The following is a 24,094-nucleotide window of genomic DNA, read 5'->3' as shown; positions in this document are numbered from 1 at the left end:
TGCATCGCTTATGCAGCAAGCACTGACCACTATCGCTTTTTCGACCGCTTTTTCGCCGCCACCATAAAAAAACCCCGCAGCCTTTCGACTACGGGGTTTTCACTGTAAGAGCCTGACGATGACCTACTTTCACACGGGAACCCGCACTATCATCGGCGCAAATTCGTTTCACTGTCCTGTTCGGGATGGGAAGGAGTGGTACCAAATCGCTATGGTCATCAGGCATAAACTTTTTGTCAGATCCAAGGCTCTCAATCAACTTCTTGATCAAGCCACCTTCAATCCAACGAATTCATAGAGTCTTTATCAGCTTTTTTATCTTTTGATTGCGCCTGGCATAACTTGAACGCTTTCACGTTCAGTCTTCACCTTGATTTCTCAATCAAAGTTATAGGGTCAAGCCTCACGAGCAATTAGTATCAGTTAGCTTAACGCATTACTGCGCTTCCACACCTGACCTATCAACGTCCTGGTCTCGAACGACTCTTTAGGGGGCTCAAGGCCCCGGCAGATCTCATCTTGAAACGAGTTTCCCGCTTAGATGCTTTCAGCGGTTATCTCTTCCACACTTAGCTACTCGGCAATGCCACTGGCGTGACAACCGATACACCAGAGGTGTGTCCACTCCGGTCCTCTCGTACTAGGAGCAGGCTTCCTCAAATCTGCAGCGCCCACGGAAGATAGGGACCAAACTGTCTCACGACGTTTTAAACCCAGCTCACGTACCTCTTTAAATGGCGAACAGCCATACCCTTGGGACCGACTACAGCCCCAGGATGAGATGAGCCGACATCGAGGTGCCAAACACCGCCGTCGATATGAACTCTTGGGCGGTATCAGCCTGTTATCCCCAGAGTACCTTTTATCCGTTGAGCCATGGCCCTTGCACACAGAACCACCGGATCAGTGTGTCCTGCTTTCGCATCTGCTCGACTTGTCAGTGGCGCCGTTAAGCACGCTTATGCCATTGCACTATCGTCACGATGTCCGACCGTAACTAGCGTACCTTCGAACTCCTCCGTTACGCTTTGGGAGGAGACCGCCCCAGTCAAACTGCCTACCATGCACTGTCCCCGATCCAGATAATGGACCAAGGTTAGAACCTCAAACACACCAGGGTGGTATTTCAACGTTGGCTCCATGTGATCTAGCGACCACACTTCAAAGCCTCCCACCTATCCTACACAGATCTGTTCAAAGTCCAATACAAAGCTACAGTAAAGGTTCATGGGGTCTTTCCGTCTTTCCGCGGGGAGATTGCATCATCACAAACATTTCAACTTCGCTGAGTCTCAGGAGGAGACAGTGTGGCCATCGTTACGCCATTCGTGCAGGTCGGAACTTACCCGACAAGGAATTTCGCTACCTTAGGACCGTTATAGTTACGGCCGCCGTTTACTGGGACTTCAATCAAGAGCTTGCACCCCATCATTTAATCTTCCAGCACCGGGCAGGCGTCACACCCTATACGTCCACTTTCGTGTTTGCAGAGTGCTGTGTTTTTATTAAACAGTCGCAGCCACCTATTCTTTGCAACCCCGTTTAGCTCCATTTGTACAACTTCACTTACTAGGGGTACACCTTCTCCCGAAGTTACGGTGTTAATTTGCCGAGTTCCTTCTCCTGAGTTCTCTCAAGCGCCTTAGAATACTCATCTCGCGCACCAGTGTCGGTTTGCGGTACGGTCGTATGTAGCTGAAGCTTAGTGGCTTTTCCTGGAAGCAGGGTATCACTCACTTCGTCTGCAAGCAGACTCGTTATCACCCCTCATCTTAGCCCGGCGGATTTGCCTACCAGGCATGACTACAGGCTTGAACCAACATTTCCAACAGTTGGCTGAGCTAACCTTCTCCGTCCCCACATCGCACTACATATCGGTACAGGAATATTGACCTGTTTCCCATCAGTTACGCATCTCTGCCTCACCTTAGGGGCCGACTTACCCTACGCCGATGAACGTTGCGTAGGAAACCTTGCGCTTACGGCGAGGGGGCTTTTCACCCCCTTTAACGCTACTCATGTCAGCATTCGCACTTCTGATACCTCCAGCATCCGTTACCAGACACCTTCACAGGCTTACAGAACGCTCTCCTACCACGTGCAATAAATTGCACATCCGCAGCTTCGGTAACTGGCTTAGCCCCGTTACATCTTCCGCGCAGGACGACTCGATCAGTGAGCTATTACGCTTTCTTTAAATGATGGCTGCTTCTAAGCCAACATCCTGACTGTTTTAGCCTTCCCACTTCGTTTCCCACTTAGCCAATTTTAGGGACCTTAGCTGGCGGTCTGGGTTGTTTCCCTCTTGAGTCCGGACGTTAGCACCCGGTGCTCTGTCTCCCAAGCTGTACTCGTCGGTATTCGGAGTTTGCATAGGTTTGGTAAGTCGCCATGACCCCCTAGCCTAAACAGTGCTCTACCCCCGACGGTAATACTTGAGGCACTACCTAAATAGTTTTCGGAGAGAACCAGCTATTTCCAAGTTTGTTTAGCCTTTCACCCCTATCCACAGCTCATCCCCTAGTTTTGCAACACTAGTGGGTTCGGACCTCCAGTACCTGTTACGGCACCTTCATCCTGGCCATGGATAGATCACTTGGTTTCGGGTCTACACCCAGCGACTAGACGCCCTATTCGGACTCGATTTCTCTTCGCCTCCCCTATTCGGTTAAGCTTGCCACTGAATGTAAGTCGCTGACCCATTATACAAAAGGTACGCCGTCACCCCTTACGAGGCTCCGACTTTTTGTAAGCATACGGTTTCAGGATCTATTTCACTCCCCTCCCGGGGTTCTTTTCGCCTTTCCCTCACGGTACTGGTTCACTATCGGTCGATTACGAGTATTTAGCCTTGGAGGATGGTCCCCCCATATTCAGACAAGGTTTCTCGTGCCCCGCCCTACTTTTCTCTAGCCTAGTACCACCAAACTGCTTTCACATACGGGGCTATCACCCACTATGGCCGGACTTTCCATTCCGTTTTGTTAGCAATCTGACTATCACTAGAAGGCTGTTCCGAATTCGCTCGCCACTACTATCGGAATCTCGGTTGATGTCTTTTCCTCTGGGTACTTAGATGTTTCAGTTCTCCAGGTTCGCCTCGCAACCCTATGTATTCAGGTTGCGATACCTATTGCTAGGTGGGTTTCCCCATTCAGAAATCTCCGGATCAAAGCTTATTTGCCAGCTCCCCGAAGCTTATCGCAGGCTATCACGTCTTTCGTCGCCTGTAATCGCCAAGGCATCCACCATATGCTCTTAGTCACTTGACCCTATAACTTTGATGTCTCTTGCGAAACAACAAAATCAAAATCAAAGACTGGTGAGGTCTCACACCTCACGCGTTATGCCGTAATGTGAATAATTCCTCGATATTGCTATCTTGGAGATATTCGTCATTACTAAATATCTTTGCTTTCGCAAAATATTTGTTTTGACGCAATCAAAATTGTTGCTGGTGGCACGGTCTGCACTAAACCTTTACGAATGTGCAGTTTCCACCAGCAACGCTGATTTCGACTCTATGAATTTTTAAAGAACAGCCTATTGATCAGATTGATCAATACAAAAGCAGTCTGAAGCCAGACTGCTTTTGTATTGAAGAGCCTTCGATTATAGCACCCTCAGGCACTAGGTTTTGGTGGAGGATGACGGGATCGAACCGACGACCCCCTGCTTGCAAAGCAGGTGCTCTCCCAGCTGAGCTAATCCCCCGGGATCCTCTAACCTGGCGTTGGAATTTATGGTGGGTCTAGTTGGGCTCGAACCAACGACCCCTGCGTTATCAACACAGTGCTCTAACCAGCTGAGCTACAGACCCATTCCTCAACCCGGCAAGCAAGAATCTCTTCTCATCTACCAAGCCTTGGCTTGTTCCAACAACCGATAAGTGTGGGCGTTCAATTGAAGCAGCGGTTTTCCAGAAAGGAGGTGATCCAGCCGCACCTTCCGATACGGCTACCTTGTTACGACTTCACCCCAGTCACGAACCCCGCCGTGGTAAGCGCCCTCCTTGCGGTTAGGCTACCTACTTCTGGCGAGACCCGCTCCCATGGTGTGACGGGCGGTGTGTACAAGACCCGGGAACGTATTCACCGTGACATTCTGATCCACGATTACTAGCGATTCCGACTTCACGCAGTCGAGTTGCAGACTGCGATCCGGACTACGACTGGCTTTATGGGATTAGCTCCCCCTCGCGGGTTGGCAACCCTTTGTACCAGCCATTGTATGACGTGTGTAGCCCCACCTATAAGGGCCATGAGGACTTGACGTCATCCCCACCTTCCTCCGGTTTGTCACCGGCAGTCCCATTAGAGTGCTCAACTAAATGTAGCAACTAATGGCAAGGGTTGCGCTCGTTGCGGGACTTAACCCAACATCTCACGACACGAGCTGACGACAGCCATGCAGCACCTGTGTTACGGCTCTCTTTCGAGCACTCCTCTATCTCTAAAGGATTCCGTACATGTCAAAGGTGGGTAAGGTTTTTCGCGTTGCATCGAATTAAACCACATCATCCACCGCTTGTGCGGGTCCCCGTCAATTCCTTTGAGTTTCAACCTTGCGGCCGTACTCCCCAGGCGGTCAACTTCACGCGTTAGCTTCGTTACTGAGTCAGTTAAGACCCAACAACCAGTTGACATCGTTTAGGGCGTGGACTACCAGGGTATCTAATCCTGTTTGCTCCCCACGCTTTCGTGCATGAGCGTCAGTACAGGTCCAGGGGATTGCCTTCGCCATCGGTGTTCCTCCGCATATCTACGCATTTCACTGCTACACGCGGAATTCCATCCCCCTCTACCGTACTCTAGCTATGCAGTCACAAAGGCCGTTCCCAGGTTGAGCCCGGGGATTTCACCTCTGTCTTACATAACCGCCTGCGCACGCTTTACGCCCAGTAATTCCGATTAACGCTTGCACCCTACGTATTACCGCGGCTGCTGGCACGTAGTTAGCCGGTGCTTATTCTTACAGTACCGTCATGGTCCCAGGGTATTAACCCAAGACTTTTCGTTCTGTACAAAAGCAGTTTACAACCCGAAGGCCTTCATCCTGCACGCGGCATTGCTGGATCAGGCTTGCGCCCATTGTCCAAAATTCCCCACTGCTGCCTCCCGTAGGAGTCTGGACCGTGTCTCAGTTCCAGTGTGGCTGGTCGTCCTCTCAGACCAGCTACAGATCGTTGGCTTGGTGAGCCTTTACCCCACCAACTACCTAATCTGCCATCAGCCGCTCTAGTAGCACAAGGCCCGAAGGTCCCCTGCTTTCATCCGTAGATCTCATGCGGTATTAGCTACTCTTTCGAGTAGTTATCCCCCACTACTAGGCACGTTCCGATGTATTACTCACCCGTTCGCCACTCGTCAGCCACCGAAGTGCTGTTACCGTTCGACTTGCATGTGTAAAGCATGCCGCCAGCGTTCAATCTGAGCCAGGATCAAACTCTATAGTTCGATCTTGAATTTAAAGTCTTGCGACTCACTCATAAAAACGGAATTGAAGTGAACTTCACTTCTATTTCCATGAGCGTTTGATTTAGTTCTAAAGAACTTGGCTGCTTGCCATCAAACGCCCACGCTTATCGGCTGTATCTTGTTAAGGATCCGAGAACAAAAACCAATCTAAACCGGCTTTCATTTTTTTGCTTGCTGCGATCAGCGAAGCCTTTGATTTTAGCACGACTTTCGCCATGCTTTTAAACGTTTTGGCGTTTTCTTCTCATCCTTCATTGCGAAGAAGGAGAAGAAAACGCCCGGCGCTGAGCCGGGCGTTTAGGCGTAAGAGCCTGACGATGACCTACTTTCACACGGGAACCCGCACTATCATCGGCGCAAATTCGTTTCACTGTCCTGTTCGGGATGGGAAGGAGTGGTACCAAATCGCTATGGTCATCAGGCATAAACTTTTTGTCAGATCCAAGGCCCTCAATCAACTTCTTGATCAAGCCACCTTCAATCCAACGAATTCATAGAGTCTTTATCAGCTTTTTTATCTTTTGATTGCGCCTGGCATAACTTGAACGCTTTCACGTTCAGTCTTCACCTTGATTTCTCAATCAAAGTTATAGGGTCAAGCCTCACGAGCAATTAGTATCAGTTAGCTTAACGCATTACTGCGCTTCCACACCTGACCTATCAACGTCCTGGTCTCGAACGACTCTTTAGGGGGCTCAAGGCCCCGGCAGATCTCATCTTGAAACGAGTTTCCCGCTTAGATGCTTTCAGCGGTTATCTCTTCCACACTTAGCTACTCGGCAATGCCACTGGCGTGACAACCGATACACCAGAGGTGTGTCCACTCCGGTCCTCTCGTACTAGGAGCAGGCTTCCTCAAATCTGCAGCGCCCACGGAAGATAGGGACCAAACTGTCTCACGACGTTTTAAACCCAGCTCACGTACCTCTTTAAATGGCGAACAGCCATACCCTTGGGACCGACTACAGCCCCAGGATGAGATGAGCCGACATCGAGGTGCCAAACACCGCCGTCGATATGAACTCTTGGGCGGTATCAGCCTGTTATCCCCAGAGTACCTTTTATCCGTTGAGCGATGGCCCTTCCATACAGAACCACCGGATCACTATGTCCTGCTTTCGCATCTGCTCGACTTGTCAGTCTCGCAGTTAAGCACGCTTATGCCATTGCACTATCGTCACGATGTCCGACCGTAACTAGCGTACCTTCGAACTCCTCCGTTACGCTTTGGGAGGAGACCGCCCCAGTCAAACTGCCTACCATGCACTGTCCCCGATCCAGATAATGGACCAAGGTTAGAACCTCAAACACACCAGGGTGGTATTTCAACGTTGGCTCCATGTGATCTAGCGACCACACTTCAAAGCCTCCCACCTATCCTACACAGATCTGTTCAAAGTCCAATACAAAGCTACAGTAAAGGTTCATGGGGTCTTTCCGTCTTTCCGCGGGGAGATTGCATCATCACAAACATTTCAACTTCGCTGAGTCTCAGGAGGAGACAGTGTGGCCATCGTTACGCCATTCGTGCAGGTCGGAACTTACCCGACAAGGAATTTCGCTACCTTAGGACCGTTATAGTTACGGCCGCCGTTTACTGGGACTTCAATCAAGAGCTTGCACCCCATCATTTAATCTTCCAGCACCGGGCAGGCGTCACACCCTATACGTCCACTTTCGTGTTTGCAGAGTGCTGTGTTTTTATTAAACAGTCGCAGCCACCTATTCTTTGCAACCCCGTTTAGCTCCATTTGTACAACTTCACTTACTAGGGGTACACCTTCTCCCGAAGTTACGGTGTTAATTTGCCGAGTTCCTTCTCCTGAGTTCTCTCAAGCGCCTTAGAATACTCATCTCGCGCACCAGTGTCGGTTTGCGGTACGGTCGTATGTAGCTGAAGCTTAGTGGCTTTTCCTGGAAGCAGGGTATCACTCACTTCGTCTGCAAGCAGACTCGTTATCACCCCTCATCTTAGCCCGGCGGATTTGCCTACCAGGCATGACTACAGGCTTGAACCAACATTTCCAACAGTTGGCTGAGCTAACCTTCTCCGTCCCCACATCGCACTACATATCGGTACAGGAATATTGACCTGTTTCCCATCAGTTACGCATCTCTGCCTCACCTTAGGGGCCGACTTACCCTACGCCGATGAACGTTGCGTAGGAAACCTTGCGCTTACGGCGAGGGGGCTTTTCACCCCCTTTAACGCTACTCATGTCAGCATTCGCACTTCTGATACCTCCAGCATCCGTTACCAGACACCTTCACAGGCTTACAGAACGCTCTCCTACCACGTGCAATAAATTGCACATCCGCAGCTTCGGTAACTGGCTTAGCCCCGTTACATCTTCCGCGCAGGACGACTCGATCAGTGAGCTATTACGCTTTCTTTAAATGATGGCTGCTTCTAAGCCAACATCCTGACTGTTTTAGCCTTCCCACTTCGTTTCCCACTTAGCCAATTTTAGGGACCTTAGCTGGCGGTCTGGGTTGTTTCCCTCTTGAGTCCGGACGTTAGCACCCGGTGCTCTGTCTCCCAAGCTGTACTCGTCGGTATTCGGAGTTTGCATAGGTTTGGTAAGTCGCCATGACCCCCTAGCCTAAACAGTGCTCTACCCCCGACGGTAATACTTGAGGCACTACCTAAATAGTTTTCGGAGAGAACCAGCTATTTCCAAGTTTGTTTAGCCTTTCACCCCTATCCACAGCTCATCCCCTAGTTTTGCAACACTAGTGGGTTCGGACCTCCAGTACCTGTTACGGCACCTTCATCCTGGCCATGGATAGATCACTTGGTTTCGGGTCTACACCCAGCGACTAGACGCCCTATTCGGACTCGATTTCTCTTCGCCTCCCCTATTCGGTTAAGCTTGCCACTGAATGTAAGTCGCTGACCCATTATACAAAAGGTACGCCGTCACCCCTTACGAGGCTCCGACTTTTTGTAAGCATACGGTTTCAGGATCTATTTCACTCCCCTCCCGGGGTTCTTTTCGCCTTTCCCTCACGGTACTGGTTCACTATCGGTCGATTACGAGTATTTAGCCTTGGAGGATGGTCCCCCCATATTCAGACAAGGTTTCTCGTGCCCCGCCCTACTTTTCTCTAGCCTAGTACCACCAAACTGCTTTCACATACGGGGCTATCACCCACTATGGCCGGACTTTCCATTCCGTTTTGTTAGCAATCTGACTATCACTAGAAGGCTGTTCCGAATTCGCTCGCCACTACTATCGGAATCTCGGTTGATGTCTTTTCCTCTGGGTACTTAGATGTTTCAGTTCTCCAGGTTCGCCTCGCAACCCTATGTATTCAGGTTGCGATACCTATTGCTAGGTGGGTTTCCCCATTCAGAAATCTCCGGATCAAAGCTTATTTGCCAGCTCCCCGAAGCTTATCGCAGGCTATCACGTCTTTCGTCGCCTGTAATCGCCAAGGCATCCACCATATGCTCTTAGTCACTTGACCCTATAACTTTGATGTCTCTTGCGAAACAACAAAATCAAAATCAAAGACTGGTGAGGTCTCACACCTCACGCGTTATGCCGTAATGTGAATAATTCCTCGATATTGCTATCTTGGAGATATTCGTCATTACTAAATATCTTTGCTTTCGCAAAATATTTGTTTTGACGCAATCAAAATTGTTGCTGGTGGCACGGTCTGCACTAAACCTTTACGAATGTGCAGTTTCCACCAGCAACGCTGATTTCGACTCTATGAATTTTTAAAGAACAGCCTATTGATCAGATTGATCAATACAAAAGCAGTCTGAAGCCAGACTGCTTTTGTATTGAAGAGCCTTCGATTATAGCACCCTCAGGCACTAGGTTTTGGTGGAGGATGACGGGATCGAACCGACGACCCCCTGCTTGCAAAGCAGGTGCTCTCCCAGCTGAGCTAATCCCCCGGGATCCTCTAACCTGGCGTTGGAATTTATGGTGGGTCTAGTTGGGCTCGAACCAACGACCCCTGCGTTATCAACACAGTGCTCTAACCAGCTGAGCTACAGACCCATTCCTCAACCCGGCAAGCAAGAATCTCTTCTCATCTACCAAGCCTTGGCTTGTTCCAACAACCGATAAGTGTGGGCGTTCAATTGAAGCAGCGGTTTTCCAGAAAGGAGGTGATCCAGCCGCACCTTCCGATACGGCTACCTTGTTACGACTTCACCCCAGTCACGAACCCCGCCGTGGTAAGCGCCCTCCTTGCGGTTAGGCTACCTACTTCTGGCGAGACCCGCTCCCATGGTGTGACGGGCGGAGTGTACAACACCCGGGAACGTATTCACCGTGTCGTCCTGGTCTACGATTACTGGCGATTCCGGCTTGTCGCAGTCGAATTGCGGACGGCGATCCGGACTACGACTGGCTTTATGGGATTAGCTCCCCCTCGCGGGTTGGCAACCCTTTGTACCAGCCATTGTATGACGTGTGTAGCCCCACCTATAAGGGCCATGAGGACTTGACGTCATCCCCACCTTCCTCCGGTTTGTCACCGGCAGTCCCATTAGAGTGCTCAACTAAATGTAGCAACTAATGGCAAGGGTTGCGCTCGTTGCGGGACTTAACCCAACATCTCACGACACGAGCTGACGACAGCCATGCAGCACCTGTGTTACGGCTCTCTTTCGAGCACTCCTCTATCTCTAAAGGATTCCGTACATGTCAAAGGTGGGTAAGGTTTTTCGCGTTGCATCGAATTAAACCACATCATCCACCGCTTGTGCGGGTCCCCGTCAATTCCTTTGAGTTTCAACCTTGCGGCCGTACTCCCCAGGCGGTCAACTTCACGCGTTAGCTTCGTTACTGAGTCAGTTAAGACCCAACAACCAGTTGACATCGTTTAGGGCGTGGACTACCAGGGTATCTAATCCTGTTTGCTCCCCACGCTTTCGTGCATGAGCGTCAGTACAGGTCCAGGGGATTGCCTTCGCCATCGGTGTTCCTCCGCATATCTACGCATTTCACTGCTACACGCGGAATTCCATCCCCCTCTACCGTACTCTAGCTATGCAGTCACAAAGGCCGTTCCCAGGTTGAGCCCGGGGATTTCACCTCTGTCTTACATAACCGCCTGCGCACGCTTTACGCCCAGTAATTCCGATTAACGCTTGCACCCTACGTATTACCGCGGCTGCTGGCACGTAGTTAGCCGGTGCTTATTCTTACAGTACCGTCATGGTCCCAGGGTATTAACCCAAGACTTTTCGTTCTGTACAAAAGCAGTTTACAACCCGAAGGCCTTCATCCTGCACGCGGCATTGCTGGATCAGGCTTGCGCCCATTGTCCAAAATTCCCCACTGCTGCCTCCCGTAGGAGTCTGGACCGTGTCTCAGTTCCAGTGTGGCTGGTCGTCCTCTCAGACCAGCTACAGATCGTTGGCTTGGTGAGCCTTTACCCCACCAACTACCTAATCTGCCATCAGCCGCTCTAGTAGCACAAGGCCCGAAGGTCCCCTGCTTTCATCCGTAGATCTCATGCGGTATTAGCTACTCTTTCGAGTAGTTATCCCCCACTACTAGGCACGTTCCGATGTATTACTCACCCGTTCGCCACTCGTCAGCCACCGAAGTGCTGTTACCGTTCGACTTGCATGTGTAAAGCATGCCGCCAGCGTTCAATCTGAGCCAGGATCAAACTCTATAGTTCGATCTTGAATTTAAAGTCTTGCGACTCACTCATAAAAACGGAATTGAAGTGAACTTCACTTCTATTTCCATGAGCGTTTGATTTAGTTCTAAAGAACTTGGCTGCTTGCCATCAAACGCCCACGCTTATCGGCTGTATCTTGTTAAGGATCCGAGAACAAAAACCAATCTAAACCGGCTTTCATTTTTTTGCTTGCTGCGATCAGCGAAGCCTTTGATTTTAGCACGACTTTCAACCTTGCCCGCAAGAACTTTTCAGAAGCTTGGGAGGCAGTTGTTTGCTGCGATGGATTGAACTATAGCATAGGTTAAACCCTAGACCCGCAAGCTTTGACACAAAAGCTTCATCGGATGCCAAGGTCTTTTCGATCTTTCAAGGACCGCCGGACATGGAACAGATGGCCCTTGCGGGCCATCTGTTCCATGGGGCCAAGTGCACCCTCATATAGAGAAGCCGCAGAGCCCGTCGATAATGCACTCACGATGGCACTGATTACTTTGTTGGACGCTCAATTGGCGTTCGGGCACGTGGCCCTGCTGGACCACGCTACTTTCTCCCTGGAAACCGGCGAGCGCGTCGGTCTGATCGGCCGCAATGGCGCTGGCAAGTCTTCGCTGCTCAAAATTTTGGGCGGCCTGGCAAAAGCCGACGACGGTCAACTCCAGGTTCAAAACGGGGTTCGCATTACCTATGTGGCCCAGGAGCCGGAGCTCAATCCGGAGCACACGATCTTCGAATCCGCATCCGATGGCCTGGCTGCAGTGATTGCAGTCCGCGAGCGCTACCTGGCCGGCGGCGAGGGCGAAGATCTGGATGTGCTGCAGACCCAGATCGAGGCTTATGACGCCTGGAACTGGGAGCAGCGCGTAGAAGAAACACTGCAGCGCCTGCACCTGGACCCCAATGCTTTGGTGGGCAGCCTGTCTGGCGGTACCCGCAAGCGCGTGGCACTGGCTCAAGCCTTGGTGGCCCGCCCTGATGTGCTGCTGCTGGACGAACCAACCAACCACCTGGATCTAGACTCTATTGAGTGGCTGGAAGATTTGCTGATTGCTTTCAAGGGAAGCGTCATCACCATCACCCACGACCGCAGCTTTCTGGACCGCATTGCCACCCGCATTGTGGAACTGGATCGAGGCAACCTGCTCTCCTACCCAGGCAACTTTGCCCAGTACGTGCTGCAAAAGGAAGAGCAGCTCGCTCAAGAGGCGGTCATCAACGCCAAAGCCGACAAGCTGCTGGCACAGGAAGAAATTTGGATCCGCAAGGGCGTGGAAGCCCGACGCACCCGCAGCCAGAGCCGCATCACCCGCCTACAAGAAATGCGCGCCAACCGCTCCGCACGCCGTGATGTGCAGGGCAGCGTGAACATGGATATTGCATCTGGCAAGGGCGATAGCTACCAGGGCAAGATCGTGGCCGAACTGACCGATGTCAGCAAGACCTACGGCGCCAAGAAGATTGTAGAGAAATTCAGCGGCACCATTTTGCGTGGCGACAAAGTCGGCCTGCTCGGCCCCAACGGCGCTGGCAAGACAACGCTGCTGAAGATGATTCTGGGCGAGTTGGCTCCGGACAGCGGCACTGTGCGCCAGGGCGGCAATATGCAGGTGGCCTACTTTGACCAGATGCGCCATCAGGTCGATCTGGATGCGACGCTGGAAGACTTCATCAGCCCCGGCAGCGAGTGGATCGAGATCGGCAATCAGAAAAAGCACGTCAAGAGCTATCTGGCTGACTTCCTGTTCTCCCCCGCCCGTGCGCACTCGCCTGTGCGCTCTCTGTCGGGTGGTGAGCGCAACCGCTTGCTGCTAGCGCGTCTGTTTGCCCGTCCCGCCAATGTCTTGGTGCTGGACGAGCCGACCAACGACCTCGACATCGAGACGCTGGACATGCTGGAAGACCTGCTGCAAAGCTATGACGGTACCGTCTTCCTGGTCAGCCATGACCGCACCTTCCTCGACAACGTGGTCACCAGCACCATTGCCTGGGAAGGCCCCGGCCACTGGCGTGAATACGAAGGCGGCGTGACGGACTGGATGGAGCAATCTCGCCGCAGCAAGGCGATTGCCGCAGCGGCCCAGCCCAAGACCGCACCCAAGGAAGAAGCCAAGCCTGTGGCGCCCCTCGTAGAGAGTGTGGCCAGCCCCAAGAAAAAGCTCAGCTATAAAGAGCAGCGTGAGCTGGAAACACTGCCTGCGCAGATTGCAGCGCTGGAGACCGAGCAAAAGCAGATTCAGGCAACACTGGCAGATGGCAAGCTGTTTTCCTCCGACAACGCCAAGGCCGTCGCCATGCACCAGCGGGATGCGCAGATTGACGAAGAGCTGATGGCTGCGCTGGAACGTTGGAGTGCTCTATCCGAGTAAGGCCGAGTCTCTAGCGCTAGCTATCAAATAAATGAGCGCCTGGCGCTTGTCATATATAGAGTGTGAATCGGAAAAAATCGATTCTCTATATAGAACAAGCGCCAGGCGCTCATTTTTTACGTGCATCAGATGCGGTGATGCACGTGATCTGCGCCACTCCTGAGCTTGGTCAGCAGGGTTGGAGCAATTTGCTGCAGTGGCAGCACCTCATCGGCAGCGCCATGGGCAATGGCTTCGCGCGGCATGCCAAAGACAATGCAGCTGGCTTCATCCTGCACCAGGTTGTAGCTGCCCGCATCCTTCATCTCGCGCATGGCGGCAGCGCCATCAGCCCCCATGCCGGTGAGCATGATGCCAAAAGCATTGCGGCCGGCACAGGAGGCCACCGATTTGAACAGCACTTCCACCGAGGGCTTGTGGCGATTCACTGGCGGCGCGTCATCGACCACGGCCACATAGTTGGCGCCGCTGCGCGCTATGGAAAAGTGCTTGCCGCCGGGCGCAATATAGGCATGACCGGGCAAGATGCGCTCGCCCTGCACCGCTTCTTTGACCGTGATCAGACACAAGCTGTTCAGCCGCGCCGCAAAGCTGGTGGTAAAGCCCGGCGGCATGTGCTGAGTAATCACAATGCCCGGACAGTCTGCGGGCAGGTGGGTCAGCACTTCCTTGATGGCTTCCGTACCTCCAGTCGATGCACCCACCGCAATGATCTTCTCGGTAGAGACTCGTCCCAGCAGACTGGAAGCCAGTGCCGACTTTTCCACCACGGCGCTCGCTCCAGCCATGGCCGGACCGACCGCTGCGCGGGCAGCCGGCAAACGGCGCACATGGGCAACGGCAGCTACACGGATTTTTTCCACGATCTGGCTGGCCAGCTCCTGCAGACCGTTGGCCACCCCCACACGGGGCTTGGCGACAAAGTCGATGGCTCCCAGTTCCAGTGCGCGCAGGGTGACTTCGGCACCGCGCTCGGTCAGCGTGGAGATCATCAGCACCGGCATGGGACGCAAGCGCATGAGACGACCCAGGAAGTCAATGCCGTCCATGTGGGGCATTTCTACATCCAGCGTAATCACGTCAGGGCTGAGGTCGCGAATCATCTCGCGCGCAATCAGCGGATCATTGGCCGAGCCAATGCACTCCATATCGGTTTGACGATTGATGATCTCGGCCAGCAAACTGCGCACCAGCGCAGAATCGTCCACCACAATCACCCGGATTTTTCTGCTCATTCCCTCTTGAACCTTTTTAAAACAGATCGATCGAGCCGCCTGCCGTATTGCGAGCCACCACGGCGGCATTGCCCCGTGTTCGCTCCTGCAGGACCAGCTCTTCCGGATGCGCATGGGCCAGTCGTTTGACCATGGCCTTGCCTGTAACCGGAAAAAACACCACTTTGCGCGGATAGATGTCCAGCACGTCCCGGGAGACGATGGGGATACGCTCCGTCTGCAAATAATCGGTCACAAAAGCCGTATTGCGTTCTCCCACATTCATGCTGGCGAAGTTGTGCATGACCTGGCCACCACCAAAAATCTTGGCCTGCAGGGATTCACGTCGCGCGCCCAGCTTGAGCATTTCATTGATCAGCAACTCCATGGCATAGGAACCATAGCGCCCCGATACATCGGCCGAGTCGCCTTCGGGCAGCATGAAATGGTTCATGCCTCCGATGCGCATGACTCTGTCCCACAGGCAGGCCGCAATGCAGGAGCCGAGCACGGTGACGATGGCCATATCCTCACGCGAGACAAAATACTCGCCAGGCAAGACTTTGGCCGTGTTGTACTGGAAATGCGGATCGAAGTAGAAAAACGAAGCTTCGCCCGGGCGACGCGGCCGGCGCTTGAGCTGCTCCAGAGAGGAAACCGGAGACGAGCCTTCAGCCACGGCACTCTCCACCGGCGAATGGTTCAGCGTGCGCACATTACCCCCGCCCCGTTCTGCAGCGCCAGCCCCTTGCGCCGGGACCACTCCCCGCCACTGGGCCGAGGAATCGGGAGGCAAGCTATTGCCGCTCATAAACCGTCTTGCCCTTGAGAGCAAACAAGTCCCGTGAATCGCTGAAATTTTCGGCATGCCCCACAAACAGCAAGCCGCCGGGCTTCATCACCCGATGAATGCGCTCCAGCACCCGGCGCTGGGTCGATGCATCAAAGTAAATCATGACATTGCGGCAAAAGACCACATCGAAGGGCTCCTTGAAAGGCCACTCCCCGGCTATCAGGTTGACGTTGAGGAAGTCGACCATACGGCGCAACTCGGGCTTGATGCGCACCATTCCCGCGTTGCCAGACTTGCCGCGCAGAAAGAAGCGATGCAGCCGCTCTGTACCCACGCCCTTCAAGCCATCTTCCTTGTACACCCCGCGTGAGGCGGTTTCCAGCACACGTGAATCAATGTCGCTGGCCAGCAGATGAAAGCTGCCACGCCCACCCAGATTTTCGGCCGCCGTCATCAAGATCGAATAGGGTTCCTCACCGGTGGAGGCCGCGCTGCACCACACATTCCACCCCGTACCTGCCGGCTTGCTGCGCAGGTGCTGGGCCAGTATCTCGAAATGGTGCTGTTCGCGGAAAAACGACGTCAGATTGGTGGTCAGCGCGTTGACGAATTCCTGCCACTCCGGACCATCGTTAATAGTCTCCAGCCAGTCCAGATAGGCGGAAAAGCTCTCATGCCCCGTCTCGCGCAAGCGCCGCGAGAGCCGGCTATAGACCATGGCGTGCTTGCCGTCATGCAGGCTGATGCCTGCGCGCTTGTAGATCAGCGCCTGCACCCTCGCAAAATCGCGGTTGGACCAGATGAACTCGCGCCCCTGCGCCGCCGGGCCAAAGCCGGGGTTCAGCGATGCGTCTTCGTCATCAAACAGCGGTGAAGCGGCAGACGCAGATGAGGAGCGATCAATGGTCAGCAAGGGATTCCTTTGTCAGTGCGTGCCGGGCTCAGGCTGCAGCCGCCACCAGGCCCATGTCCACATTGCCCATGAGCTTCTCTATATCCAACAGGATGAGCATGCGCTCGCCCACGGAGCCGAGCCCCAGAATACAGCCGCTGTCAATCGCGCTTTCGATATCGGGCGCAGGTCGAATAGCTTCGGCAGACAGCTCCATCACATCACTGACCGAGTCCACCACAATGCCCACCACGCGATTGCGCAGGTTAAGGATGATGACCACGGTGAAGTTGTTGTACACCACTTCGGAGCAATGGAACTTCAGGCGCATGTCCACAATAGGCACGATGGTGCCGCGCAGATTGACCACGCCTTTGATGAACTCGGGCGCATTGGCAATGCGTGTGGGCTGCTCGTAGCCGCGTATTTCCTGCACCTTGAGGATGTCGATGCCGTACTCCTCCTGACCCAGGCGGAAGGTCAGGTACTCGCGCGCACCGCCGGACATGCCGTCTGCAGTCTTATTGGTAACACTCATGGTCAACTCCTTGGCGTCTGCACAGCTTGCGACTGTGCTCTATGGGATTGGCCGACAGCGGTCTTGAGCGCTGTCAGTCCTTGATTCATCACTTCAATGTCTGGCACGGCGCACCATGGAGCCCGTGTCCAGAATCAGCGCCACCGAGCCATCGCCCAAGATGGTGGCGCCCGAGACATTGGGTACCTTGCGGTAATTGGTTTCCAGATTTTTGACCACCACCTGGTGCTGACCCAGCAGCTCGTCGACCAGCAAGGCCACACGGCTGCCGTCGGATTCGACCACCACCATGATGGTGCTGGTCTGGCTGGCATCCTCGCGCGGAACCTGGAACATGCGCTCCAGCGCGATCACCGGCATGTACTCGTCCCGCACCTTCACCAGCTGCGTGCCGTTGGCCACGGTATTCACATCCTGGTTCTTGACCTGGAAAGACTCCACCACCGAGGACAGCGGCAGGATATAGACCTCCTGACCCACGCCTACCGACATGCCATCCATGATGGCCAGCGTCAACGGCAGGCGCACCGATACCTTCATGCCCCGCCCGGCCACGGATTCAATCTCCACCGAGCCGCCCAACGATGTGATGTTGCGCTTGACCACATCCATGCCCACACCGCGGCCGGAGACATCGGTCACCACCTCGGCAGTCGAAAAGCCAGGCGCAAAAATCAGCTGCCAGACTTCGCTGTCGGGCATGCTGTCCGAAACGTCCATGCCGCGTTCACGCGCCTTGCCCAGAATTTTCTCGCGATTCATGCCGCGCCCGTCATCGCGCACCTCGATCACGATGGAGCCTCCCTGATGAGAGGCCGCCAACGTCAATGTACCGCTCTCGGACTTGCCAGCAGCCAGCCTGTCCTCGGGCATTTCAATGCCGTGATCCACGCTGTTGCGCACCAGATGGGTGAGAGGGTCGGTAATCTTTTCCACCAAACCCTTGTCCAACTCCGTGGCCTCACCCAAGGTGATGAGGTCAATTTTCTTGCCCAGTTTGCCCGCCAGATCGCGCAACATGCGCGGAAAGCGGCTGAACACGGTGGACATGGGAATCATGCGAATCGACATCACCGACTCCTGCAAGTCGCGCGTATTGCGATCCAGGTCGGCCAATCCGGCCAGCAGCTGTTGATAAGTGGAGGTATCCAGTCCCTGGCTGTTCTGCGCCAGCATCGCCTGGGTAATCACCAACTCGCCCACCAGATTGATGAGTTGATCGACTTTTTTGATATCCACGCGGATGCTGGTGGACTCCATGGCCTGCGCCGTTTTGACCACCGCCTTGGGTGAGGCGGTATGCGCGGCCTCGACAGAAGCCGCCGCCTCCGGAAGATTGCCTACAGGGACACCGGGTGCGCCCGGGAAAAAGCCGTAGGCATCCTCGGCTGACAAATGGATGAGTGCCTGAAATTCGCCCTCCCCGGTACTGGGCTGCACCATCTCTTGCGGTTCAGCGCTTTGCGACGGCTCCAGGGGTTCGACCGGTTCCTCGCCCACCGCCGAAATATGCACCTGCTCCTTGGCAACGTGAAAGGCGAACAGATCGCACAACTCGTCATCTTCCGACAAGGTTCTGACCAGAAACAGGCGGCTGTCGCTCTGGGGCGATGGCAGATCTTCGATGGTGCCCAGTCCCGGAATATCGCGGAACAGCTCCTTGATGGCATCCGCCATCTCCAGGCGCGCCAAAGGCCCAATCCGCACATGCAGCACGCGCTCACCTTCGGGCTGGCCGGTAGCTATTGCTGCAGTGGCACTCACCAGGGCGGGTACCTCAGGTTCTGGCACCGATGCGGGCGCAAACACAGGTGCAGCAACTACCGTAGCCGCGGCCGGGGCGGGCGGCGAAGCGGGGCTGCCCCGATCCACAGTAGGCATCACCGTCAGGCCTTGGGCCAGGGCTTCAATGCGCATCACCAACTCGGCCGTCGATACGGCTTCGCCTTCGTCACCTGCCTGGTGGCGGGCCAGCAGGCTGCGACTGGCGTCTGCGGATTCCAGCAGCACATCCACCATCTCGGGGATGGGTGTGATCTCGTGGCGGCGCAGGCGATCCAGCAAGGATTCCATGCGATGGGTCAGAGCGGTCACATCCGAGAAACCGAACGTGGCTGCACCGCCCTTGATGGAGTGCGCGCAGCGGAAGATTCCGTTGAGCTCTTCGTCATTGGCCGCTGACAGATCCAGGCCGACCAGCATTTTCTCCATCTGATCGAGGTTCTCGCTGGCCTCCTCAAAGAAAATTTGATAGAACTGGCTCAGGTCAAAGTCCGCGCCAGAGCCTGCTCCATCTTGGTGTAGATCAGCCATGTGTTTCCTGCTTTTTTTCGGGTGTATCCATAGCTATCGGCTTAACGGAGCACTTTCTGAATGACTTCGATCAAACGACTGGGATCAAACGGCTTGACCAGCCAGCCCGTGGCACCGGCAGCGCGCCCAGCCTGCTTCATCAGATCGCTAGACTCCGTGGTCAGGATCAGGATCGGCGTGTCCTGGAACTTGGGGTCTTCGCGCAGCTTACGCGTCAGGCCGATGCCGTCCAGGCGCGGCATATTCTGATCTGCCAACACCAGGTCGATATTCTCCAACTGCGCTTTTGCCAATGCGTCCACGCCGTCCACGGCCTCAACCACCTTGAAACCAGCGCTGGTCAATGTGAAAGCGACCATCTTTCGCATCGAGGGGGAATCATCAACGGCCAGAATCGATCGCATGTACAGCTCCAACAGACGGGCAATAGGAAAAGATGTGCTTCATAACTACAGTCAAAACAGCTCCACAGAGCCTGCGTCCATCTCACTTTGATTCACGGGATTGGGCTTACCCGGCATAGGTGACAAGCTGGCATCCACAACCCCATTCTGACCATCCTCCGTTGTGCTTGAAGCAAAACGTAAGGCACAGGCCTGAAGCGTACTGGCAATATGCGCTATCAATTGCGAGGACATGTCATGAAATTGCAGCTCGATCACCGCCTGGCGCAGAGCTTCGCGAGCAGCATCCGCCTGCGACAACCCAGCCAAACCGGGATGCGACAATTGTGCATTCGCCTCCTCAAACCGCTCCAGCAGATTGTGCGAGGCATGGTCAAGCAAGCCCTCCAGACGCTGCAGGTCGCGCAAAGCGACCGACAAAGCGTCTTGCAGCTCGGCGGCAACCATGACAGGCACGGGCACCGCAGGCTCACCCGAAGGGTTTTGGAATGTCTGCATCCTTGCTCCAACAACGAACAGCCCTATAGCTGTGCCATGCTTTACGCATGAACACATTCGTGATCGTTAGCAGAGCGCTCACGCAACCCAGCTTGACGAATTTTGACCTCTATGTTCCAAAATGTATCCAATGATAGCGCCCTTGGCTATGCGCAATTGCAGGAACAGCCCTTGAACATTCTGCATATTGAAGACTCTGTCGCCGATCAGGCCTTGGCGCGCCTGCATCTGCAACGCGGCCTGCCGGCTTGTACGGTGACACCGGTCGATAGCCTGCAGGAAGCAGGCCAGGCACTGGCCACGCAAAATTTCGACCTCGTTCTGGCGGACTACCATCTACCGGGCTTCACGGCAATTGATGTCTGGGAGCTGGTTCGTGCCCTGCCCGCGCCACCGCCTTTTGTACTGCTTTCCGGGGCAATTGGCGAGTCGGCAGCCGTGGACATCATGCGCCTGGGCATCAGCGACTATCTGCTCAAGGACCAGATCAGTAGTCTGCCGCATGTCATCAAACGGGCCTTGGAAGTGCACGATGCCAGACGCGCTCGCCACCGCGCCATGCAGGAGCTGGCCGAGTCGGAAAAACGCCTGGCCGAGCTGACTGAGCATCTACACACCTCGATAGAGCAGGAACGTGCCAGCATCTCGCGCGAGATTCATGACGACATCGGCGGCTCGCTCACCGCCGTCAAGTTCGATCTGGCCTGGCTGCTGCGCAATACGCCGCAAGGCCCCATGCAGTCCCATGCCCAGTCGGCACTGGAGATGCTCGAGCATGCTCTGGGGGCCAGCCAGCGCATCATGCAAAACCTGCGCCCTCCGGTGCTGGATCAGGGCCTGGTGGCCGCAGTGCAATGGCTGGCCAGCGATTTTGAGCGCCGCAGCGGCGTGCCGGTACGGCTGCGCCTCAGCCGCGAACATATGGAAATTGCTCCCGCCTTGCAGCTGGTGGCCTACCGCACGGCGCAAGAAGCTTTGACCAATATCAGCAAATACGCCCAAGCCAGCCGTGTGGATATAGAACTGTCCGATCAGGAAGGTTTTCTGACCCTGGAAGTCACGGACAATGGCGTAGGCATTTCGGCAGGCGATCGCGAAAAGCCTCAGTCCTTTGGTCTTCGCGGATTGAGTGAGCGCGCACGCACCGTCCATGGCTGGCTTGACATCAGCAGCCAGGCGGGCTGCGGCACCTCCATCATTATTTCCATCCCATTGGATGCCTGCGCCACGTCTGCGCAGGCATGACCTACCATTGGGCACCAATACCGCTGCTGCCTTGCAAGCCGCAGCTTTTGACTTTTCAGGAGACCCAACTTGATCCACGTGGTGTTATGCGATGACCATGCGGTACTGCGCCGGGGCATTCGCGATACGCTGGCCGAAGCCACGGACATCACTGTCACCGGCGAGGCGGCCAGTTACGCCGAGCTGCGCGAACAACTACGGACTGCGACCTGTGACGTGCTGCTGCTCGACATCAACATGCCAGGGCGCAGCGGCCTGGAAGTGCTGGCCAGCGTGCGCGAGACCAATCCGCACATTCGCGTCATCATGGTCTCCATGTATCCCGAGGATCAGTACGCGCTGCGCAGCATCAAGGCTGGCGCTCAAGGCTATGCCAACAAGGCGGGCGACCCGGTGCTGCTGATCGAAGCCGTGCGCACCGTATTCAGCGGCCGCAAATACCTGACGGCCGAAGTGGCGCAGATGCTGGCCGAAAGCCTGGCCCAGCCCGCCACTCCCGTTCCGCACGAAAGCCTGTCCGAGCGCGAAATGCAGACCCTGCTCAAGATTGCAAACGGTCAGCGCCTGACCGATATTGCCCAGGAGCTGATGCTCAGCCCCAAGACCGTCAGCGTCTACCGGGCCCGCGTGCTGGAAAAACTCTCCATGAGCAGCAATGCCGAGCTGACGGCCTATGCCATTCACAACCAATTGATATAAAAGAGCAGCTGCTTGCGCATGGCTGGATTGGATTACAGGCCTATTCAGAGCTCAACAGGTCTTTAGTCTTGCGCTTGCAGCTATCTTTTTTATATCAGCTGCCTACGCCAAAGATGGCAATGCCTTTTTGCAGCAAGGCCACCATGGGCTGCTCCAGCAAAGGCAGGGTGGCGACCAGCCCCAGCAGGCCCACGGTCAGCGTGACGGGAAAGCCCACGGCATAGATATTCATCTGCGGCGCCACGCGCGAGATGATGCCCAGCACCAGATTGACGAAAAGCAGCATGGCAATCATGGGCAGGGCAATCCAGAAAGCGCTGGCAAACACGGCGCTGCCCATCTCATGCAGGCGCATCTGGGCAATGGCTTGCAGAAAGTTGCCATCTACCGGAAAAGCTTCAAAACTCTTGAGCACCGCCATCAGCACCAGCAGGTGGCCGTTGATCACAATGAACAGCAGCGTGGCGATCTGCACCATGAAGCGCGCCACGGCGCTGAGCTGGGCATTGCTGGTGGGATCGAAGAACGAGGCAAAGTTCAAGCCCATCTGCAGGCCAATCACCTCACCGGCCACTTCCACGGCGGCCATCACCAGCCGCACGGCAAAACCCACGGACAGTCCGATCACCACCTGCTGCACCACCGTGCCCAATGCCTGGGCCGAATTGATGGAAATCACCGGCTGCACGCCCAACACGGGCTGGGCGCAGATGGCGACCAGCAGCGCCAGCCCGACCTTGAGCCGCAAGGGGATGGCACGCTGCGAAAACACGGGCGCCACCGAAAACAGTGCCAGCACGCGCACGAACGGCCACAGCACCGGCGAGAGCCAGGCCACCAGCTGGGCTTCACTGATCGATATCACCCGCGATTCACCCAATGGAGCCGGGAATGCTCTCGATGGTGCGGCGAATGAAGTCCACCAGCGTGGAGAGCATCCACGGCCCGGCCACGGCAAACACCAGCACGGCAGCCAGCAGCTTGGGCACAAAAGCCAGCGTGGCTTCATGCACCTGGGTCACGGCCTGAAACACGCTGACCACCAGGCCCACGGCCATGACCACGCCCAGCACAGGCATGGAGATCATGAGCAGCAAGGTCAGCGCCTCGCGGCCGAAGGTCAGAACAAATTGAGAGGTCATGGGTTCCTCTTTCTCTCTACATCGCTTGCAGCGTCAGATCTGCTTGAAATAGACACTGCACATCAAAGAGGCAGCCAGCAAGGGCCGCCCCGCAGCAAAAGCTGCCGTCCCCCTTGAGGGGGAAGGCGCGAAGCGACTCAGGGGGAGCCTCATGTGACGAAACTCGCCGCCAGCGAGCCGATGATGAGATTCCAGCCGTCGGCCAGCACAAACAACATGAGCTTGAACGGCAGCGCCACCAGCACCGGCGAGAGCATCATCATGCCCAGCGACATGAGGATGGAGGACACCACCATGTCGATCACCAGAAACGGGATGAAGATCATGAAGCCGATCTGGAACGCCGTTTTGAGCTCGCTGGTCACAAAGGCCGGCACCAGCACGCGCAGCGGTGCGGTCTCGGCCGTCACGGCTTCATCGAGCTTGGCCAGACGCTTGAACAGCGCGAAATCCGACTGACGCGTCTGCTTGAGCATGAAGGAGCGCATGGGCGCCTCGGCCCTGTCCACCGCCTGCTCAAAACTGATGCTGTTGCTGGTGTAAGGCACATAAGCATCCTGATAGACCTTGTCCAGCGTGGGCCCCATCACAAACAGCGTGAGAAACAGCGACAGGCCGATCACCACCTGATTGGGCGGCGCAGACTGCGTGCCCAGCGCCTGACGCAGCAGGCTGAGCACGATGACGATGCGGGTAAAGCCCGTCATCAACAGCAAGATGGCCGGCAGAAACGACAGTGCCGTAAAAAACAGCAAGGTCTGAATGGGCACGGAATAGCTGGCTCCACCGCCCCCTCCCTGCCCTATCAGCAACGGCAAGCTGGCGGGAGCCCCCTGGGCGGCAGCCAGCATAGGC

Annotated in this window: 13 protein-coding genes, 4 tRNA genes and 6 rRNA genes; 3 read left to right on the top strand and 20 right to left on the bottom strand. The window is 55.2% G+C overall.

The window, feature by feature from the left end; all coding sequences use genetic code 11:
- Nucleotides 1-110: 110 nt before the first annotated feature.
- The 10 genes from rrf (EAO39_RS03350) to EAO39_RS03305 all read right to left on the bottom strand — a co-directional run bounded on the left by rrf (EAO39_RS03350) (nucleotide 111) and on the right by EAO39_RS03305 (nucleotide 11,132).
- Nucleotides 111-223, bottom strand: a 5S ribosomal RNA gene (gene rrf / locus EAO39_RS03350).
- A 169-nt stretch (nucleotides 224-392) separates the two neighbouring features.
- A 23S ribosomal RNA gene (locus EAO39_RS03345) occupies nucleotides 393-3,272 on the bottom strand.
- 366 nt (nucleotides 3,273-3,638) lie between these two features.
- Nucleotides 3,639-3,714: transfer RNA gene (locus EAO39_RS03340), tRNA-Ala, on the bottom strand.
- A 29-nt stretch (nucleotides 3,715-3,743) separates the two neighbouring features.
- Nucleotides 3,744-3,820: transfer RNA gene (locus tag EAO39_RS03335), tRNA-Ile, on the bottom strand.
- 103 nt (nucleotides 3,821-3,923) lie between these two features.
- Nucleotides 3,924-5,456, bottom strand: a 16S ribosomal RNA gene (locus tag EAO39_RS03330).
- 330 nt (nucleotides 5,457-5,786) lie between these two features.
- Nucleotides 5,787-5,899, bottom strand: a 5S ribosomal RNA gene (gene rrf, locus EAO39_RS03325).
- A 169-nt stretch (nucleotides 5,900-6,068) separates the two neighbouring features.
- Nucleotides 6,069-8,948 (bottom strand): 23S ribosomal RNA (locus tag EAO39_RS03320).
- A gap of 366 nt (nucleotides 8,949-9,314) precedes the next feature.
- A tRNA-Ala gene (locus EAO39_RS03315) sits at nucleotides 9,315-9,390 on the bottom strand.
- A 29-nt stretch (nucleotides 9,391-9,419) separates the two neighbouring features.
- A tRNA-Ile gene (locus EAO39_RS03310) sits at nucleotides 9,420-9,496 on the bottom strand.
- A 103-nt stretch (nucleotides 9,497-9,599) separates the two neighbouring features.
- Nucleotides 9,600-11,132: ribosomal RNA gene (locus EAO39_RS03305) — 16S ribosomal RNA — on the bottom strand.
- Together the 16S, 23S and 5S rRNA genes with 4 tRNA genes alongside form the textbook arrangement of a ribosomal RNA operon.
- Before the next feature lie 482 nt (nucleotides 11,133-11,614).
- On the opposite strand from EAO39_RS03305, the gene EAO39_RS03300 reads away from it, so the two are divergent.
- Complete coding sequence (locus EAO39_RS03300; RefSeq protein WP_120966148.1) at nucleotides 11,615-13,501, top strand: ATP-binding cassette domain-containing protein; 1,887 nt, start codon at nucleotides 11,615-11,617, stop codon at nucleotides 13,499-13,501.
- A 125-nt stretch (nucleotides 13,502-13,626) separates the two neighbouring features.
- Here the strand turns inward: EAO39_RS03300 and EAO39_RS03295 are convergent, their stop codons facing one another.
- The 7 genes from EAO39_RS03295 to EAO39_RS03265 form a co-directional block, all read right to left on the bottom strand.
- Nucleotides 13,627-14,736: a chemotaxis response regulator protein-glutamate methylesterase gene (locus EAO39_RS03295; protein ID WP_120966147.1), complete on the bottom strand. Its 1,110-nt coding sequence runs from the start codon at nucleotides 14,734-14,736 to the stop codon at nucleotides 13,627-13,629.
- 16 nt (nucleotides 14,737-14,752) lie between these two features.
- Complete coding sequence (cheD, locus tag EAO39_RS03290; protein ID WP_240467068.1) at nucleotides 14,753-15,421, bottom strand: chemoreceptor glutamine deamidase CheD; 669 nt, start codon at nucleotides 15,419-15,421, stop codon at nucleotides 14,753-14,755.
- 91 nt (nucleotides 15,422-15,512) lie between these two features.
- Nucleotides 15,513-16,421, bottom strand: a complete 909-nt coding sequence (locus tag EAO39_RS03285; protein ID WP_120966145.1) for a CheR family methyltransferase — start codon at nucleotides 16,419-16,421, stop codon at nucleotides 15,513-15,515.
- A 28-nt stretch (nucleotides 16,422-16,449) separates the two neighbouring features.
- Nucleotides 16,450-16,938: a chemotaxis protein CheW gene (locus EAO39_RS03280; protein ID WP_120966144.1), complete on the bottom strand. Its 489-nt coding sequence runs from the start codon at nucleotides 16,936-16,938 to the stop codon at nucleotides 16,450-16,452.
- A gap of 93 nt (nucleotides 16,939-17,031) precedes the next feature.
- Nucleotides 17,032-19,251: a chemotaxis protein CheW gene (locus EAO39_RS03275; RefSeq protein ID WP_120966143.1), complete on the bottom strand. Its 2,220-nt coding sequence runs from the start codon at nucleotides 19,249-19,251 to the stop codon at nucleotides 17,032-17,034.
- Nucleotides 19,252-19,292: 41 nt separating this feature from the next.
- Nucleotides 19,293-19,655, bottom strand: coding sequence for a response regulator (locus tag EAO39_RS03270; protein WP_120970625.1), 363 nt, complete (start codon nucleotides 19,653-19,655; stop codon nucleotides 19,293-19,295).
- A 51-nt stretch (nucleotides 19,656-19,706) separates the two neighbouring features.
- Nucleotides 19,707-20,153: a hypothetical protein gene (locus tag EAO39_RS03265; protein ID WP_120966142.1), complete on the bottom strand. Its 447-nt coding sequence runs from the start codon at nucleotides 20,151-20,153 to the stop codon at nucleotides 19,707-19,709.
- Nucleotides 20,154-20,264: 111 nt separating this feature from the next.
- Between EAO39_RS03265 and EAO39_RS03260 the strand changes: the two genes are divergently transcribed.
- Together EAO39_RS03260 and EAO39_RS03255 are read left to right on the top strand one after the other, a co-directional pair.
- The gene (locus EAO39_RS03260) at nucleotides 20,265-21,398 is read left to right on the top strand and encodes a histidine kinase (protein WP_120966141.1); all 1,134 of its coding nucleotides are present in this window, start codon (nucleotides 20,265-20,267) and stop codon (nucleotides 21,396-21,398) included.
- Between the two features lie 69 nt (nucleotides 21,399-21,467).
- Nucleotides 21,468-22,097, top strand: a complete 630-nt coding sequence (locus EAO39_RS03255) for a response regulator transcription factor (protein WP_120966140.1) — start codon at nucleotides 21,468-21,470, stop codon at nucleotides 22,095-22,097.
- Nucleotides 22,098-22,191: 94 nt separating this feature from the next.
- Here EAO39_RS03255 and fliR read toward each other — a convergent pair whose 3' ends face one another.
- The 3 genes from fliR to fliP form a co-directional block, all read right to left on the bottom strand.
- Entirely contained in the window at nucleotides 22,192-22,962 is a 771-nt protein-coding gene (fliR, locus tag EAO39_RS03250) for a flagellar biosynthetic protein FliR (RefSeq protein WP_120970623.1), read from the bottom strand.
- A 7-nt stretch (nucleotides 22,963-22,969) separates the two neighbouring features.
- Nucleotides 22,970-23,239 (bottom strand): flagellar biosynthesis protein FliQ, encoded by a 270-nt coding sequence (gene fliQ / locus EAO39_RS03245; protein WP_120966139.1) that lies wholly within the window; start codon nucleotides 23,237-23,239, stop codon nucleotides 22,970-22,972.
- Nucleotides 23,240-23,388: 149 nt separating this feature from the next.
- Nucleotides 23,389-24,090: a flagellar type III secretion system pore protein FliP gene (gene fliP / locus EAO39_RS03240; protein WP_162989474.1), complete on the bottom strand. Its 702-nt coding sequence runs from the start codon at nucleotides 24,088-24,090 to the stop codon at nucleotides 23,389-23,391.
- Between the last annotated feature and the right edge of the window lie 4 nt (nucleotides 24,091-24,094).

This window comes from Comamonas sp. lk, from assembly GCF_900564145.1.
In the GTDB taxonomy this organism is placed as follows: Bacteria; Pseudomonadota; Gammaproteobacteria; order Burkholderiales; family Burkholderiaceae_C; genus Comamonas.
This window is presented reverse-complemented; position numbering and strand designations above follow the sequence as displayed.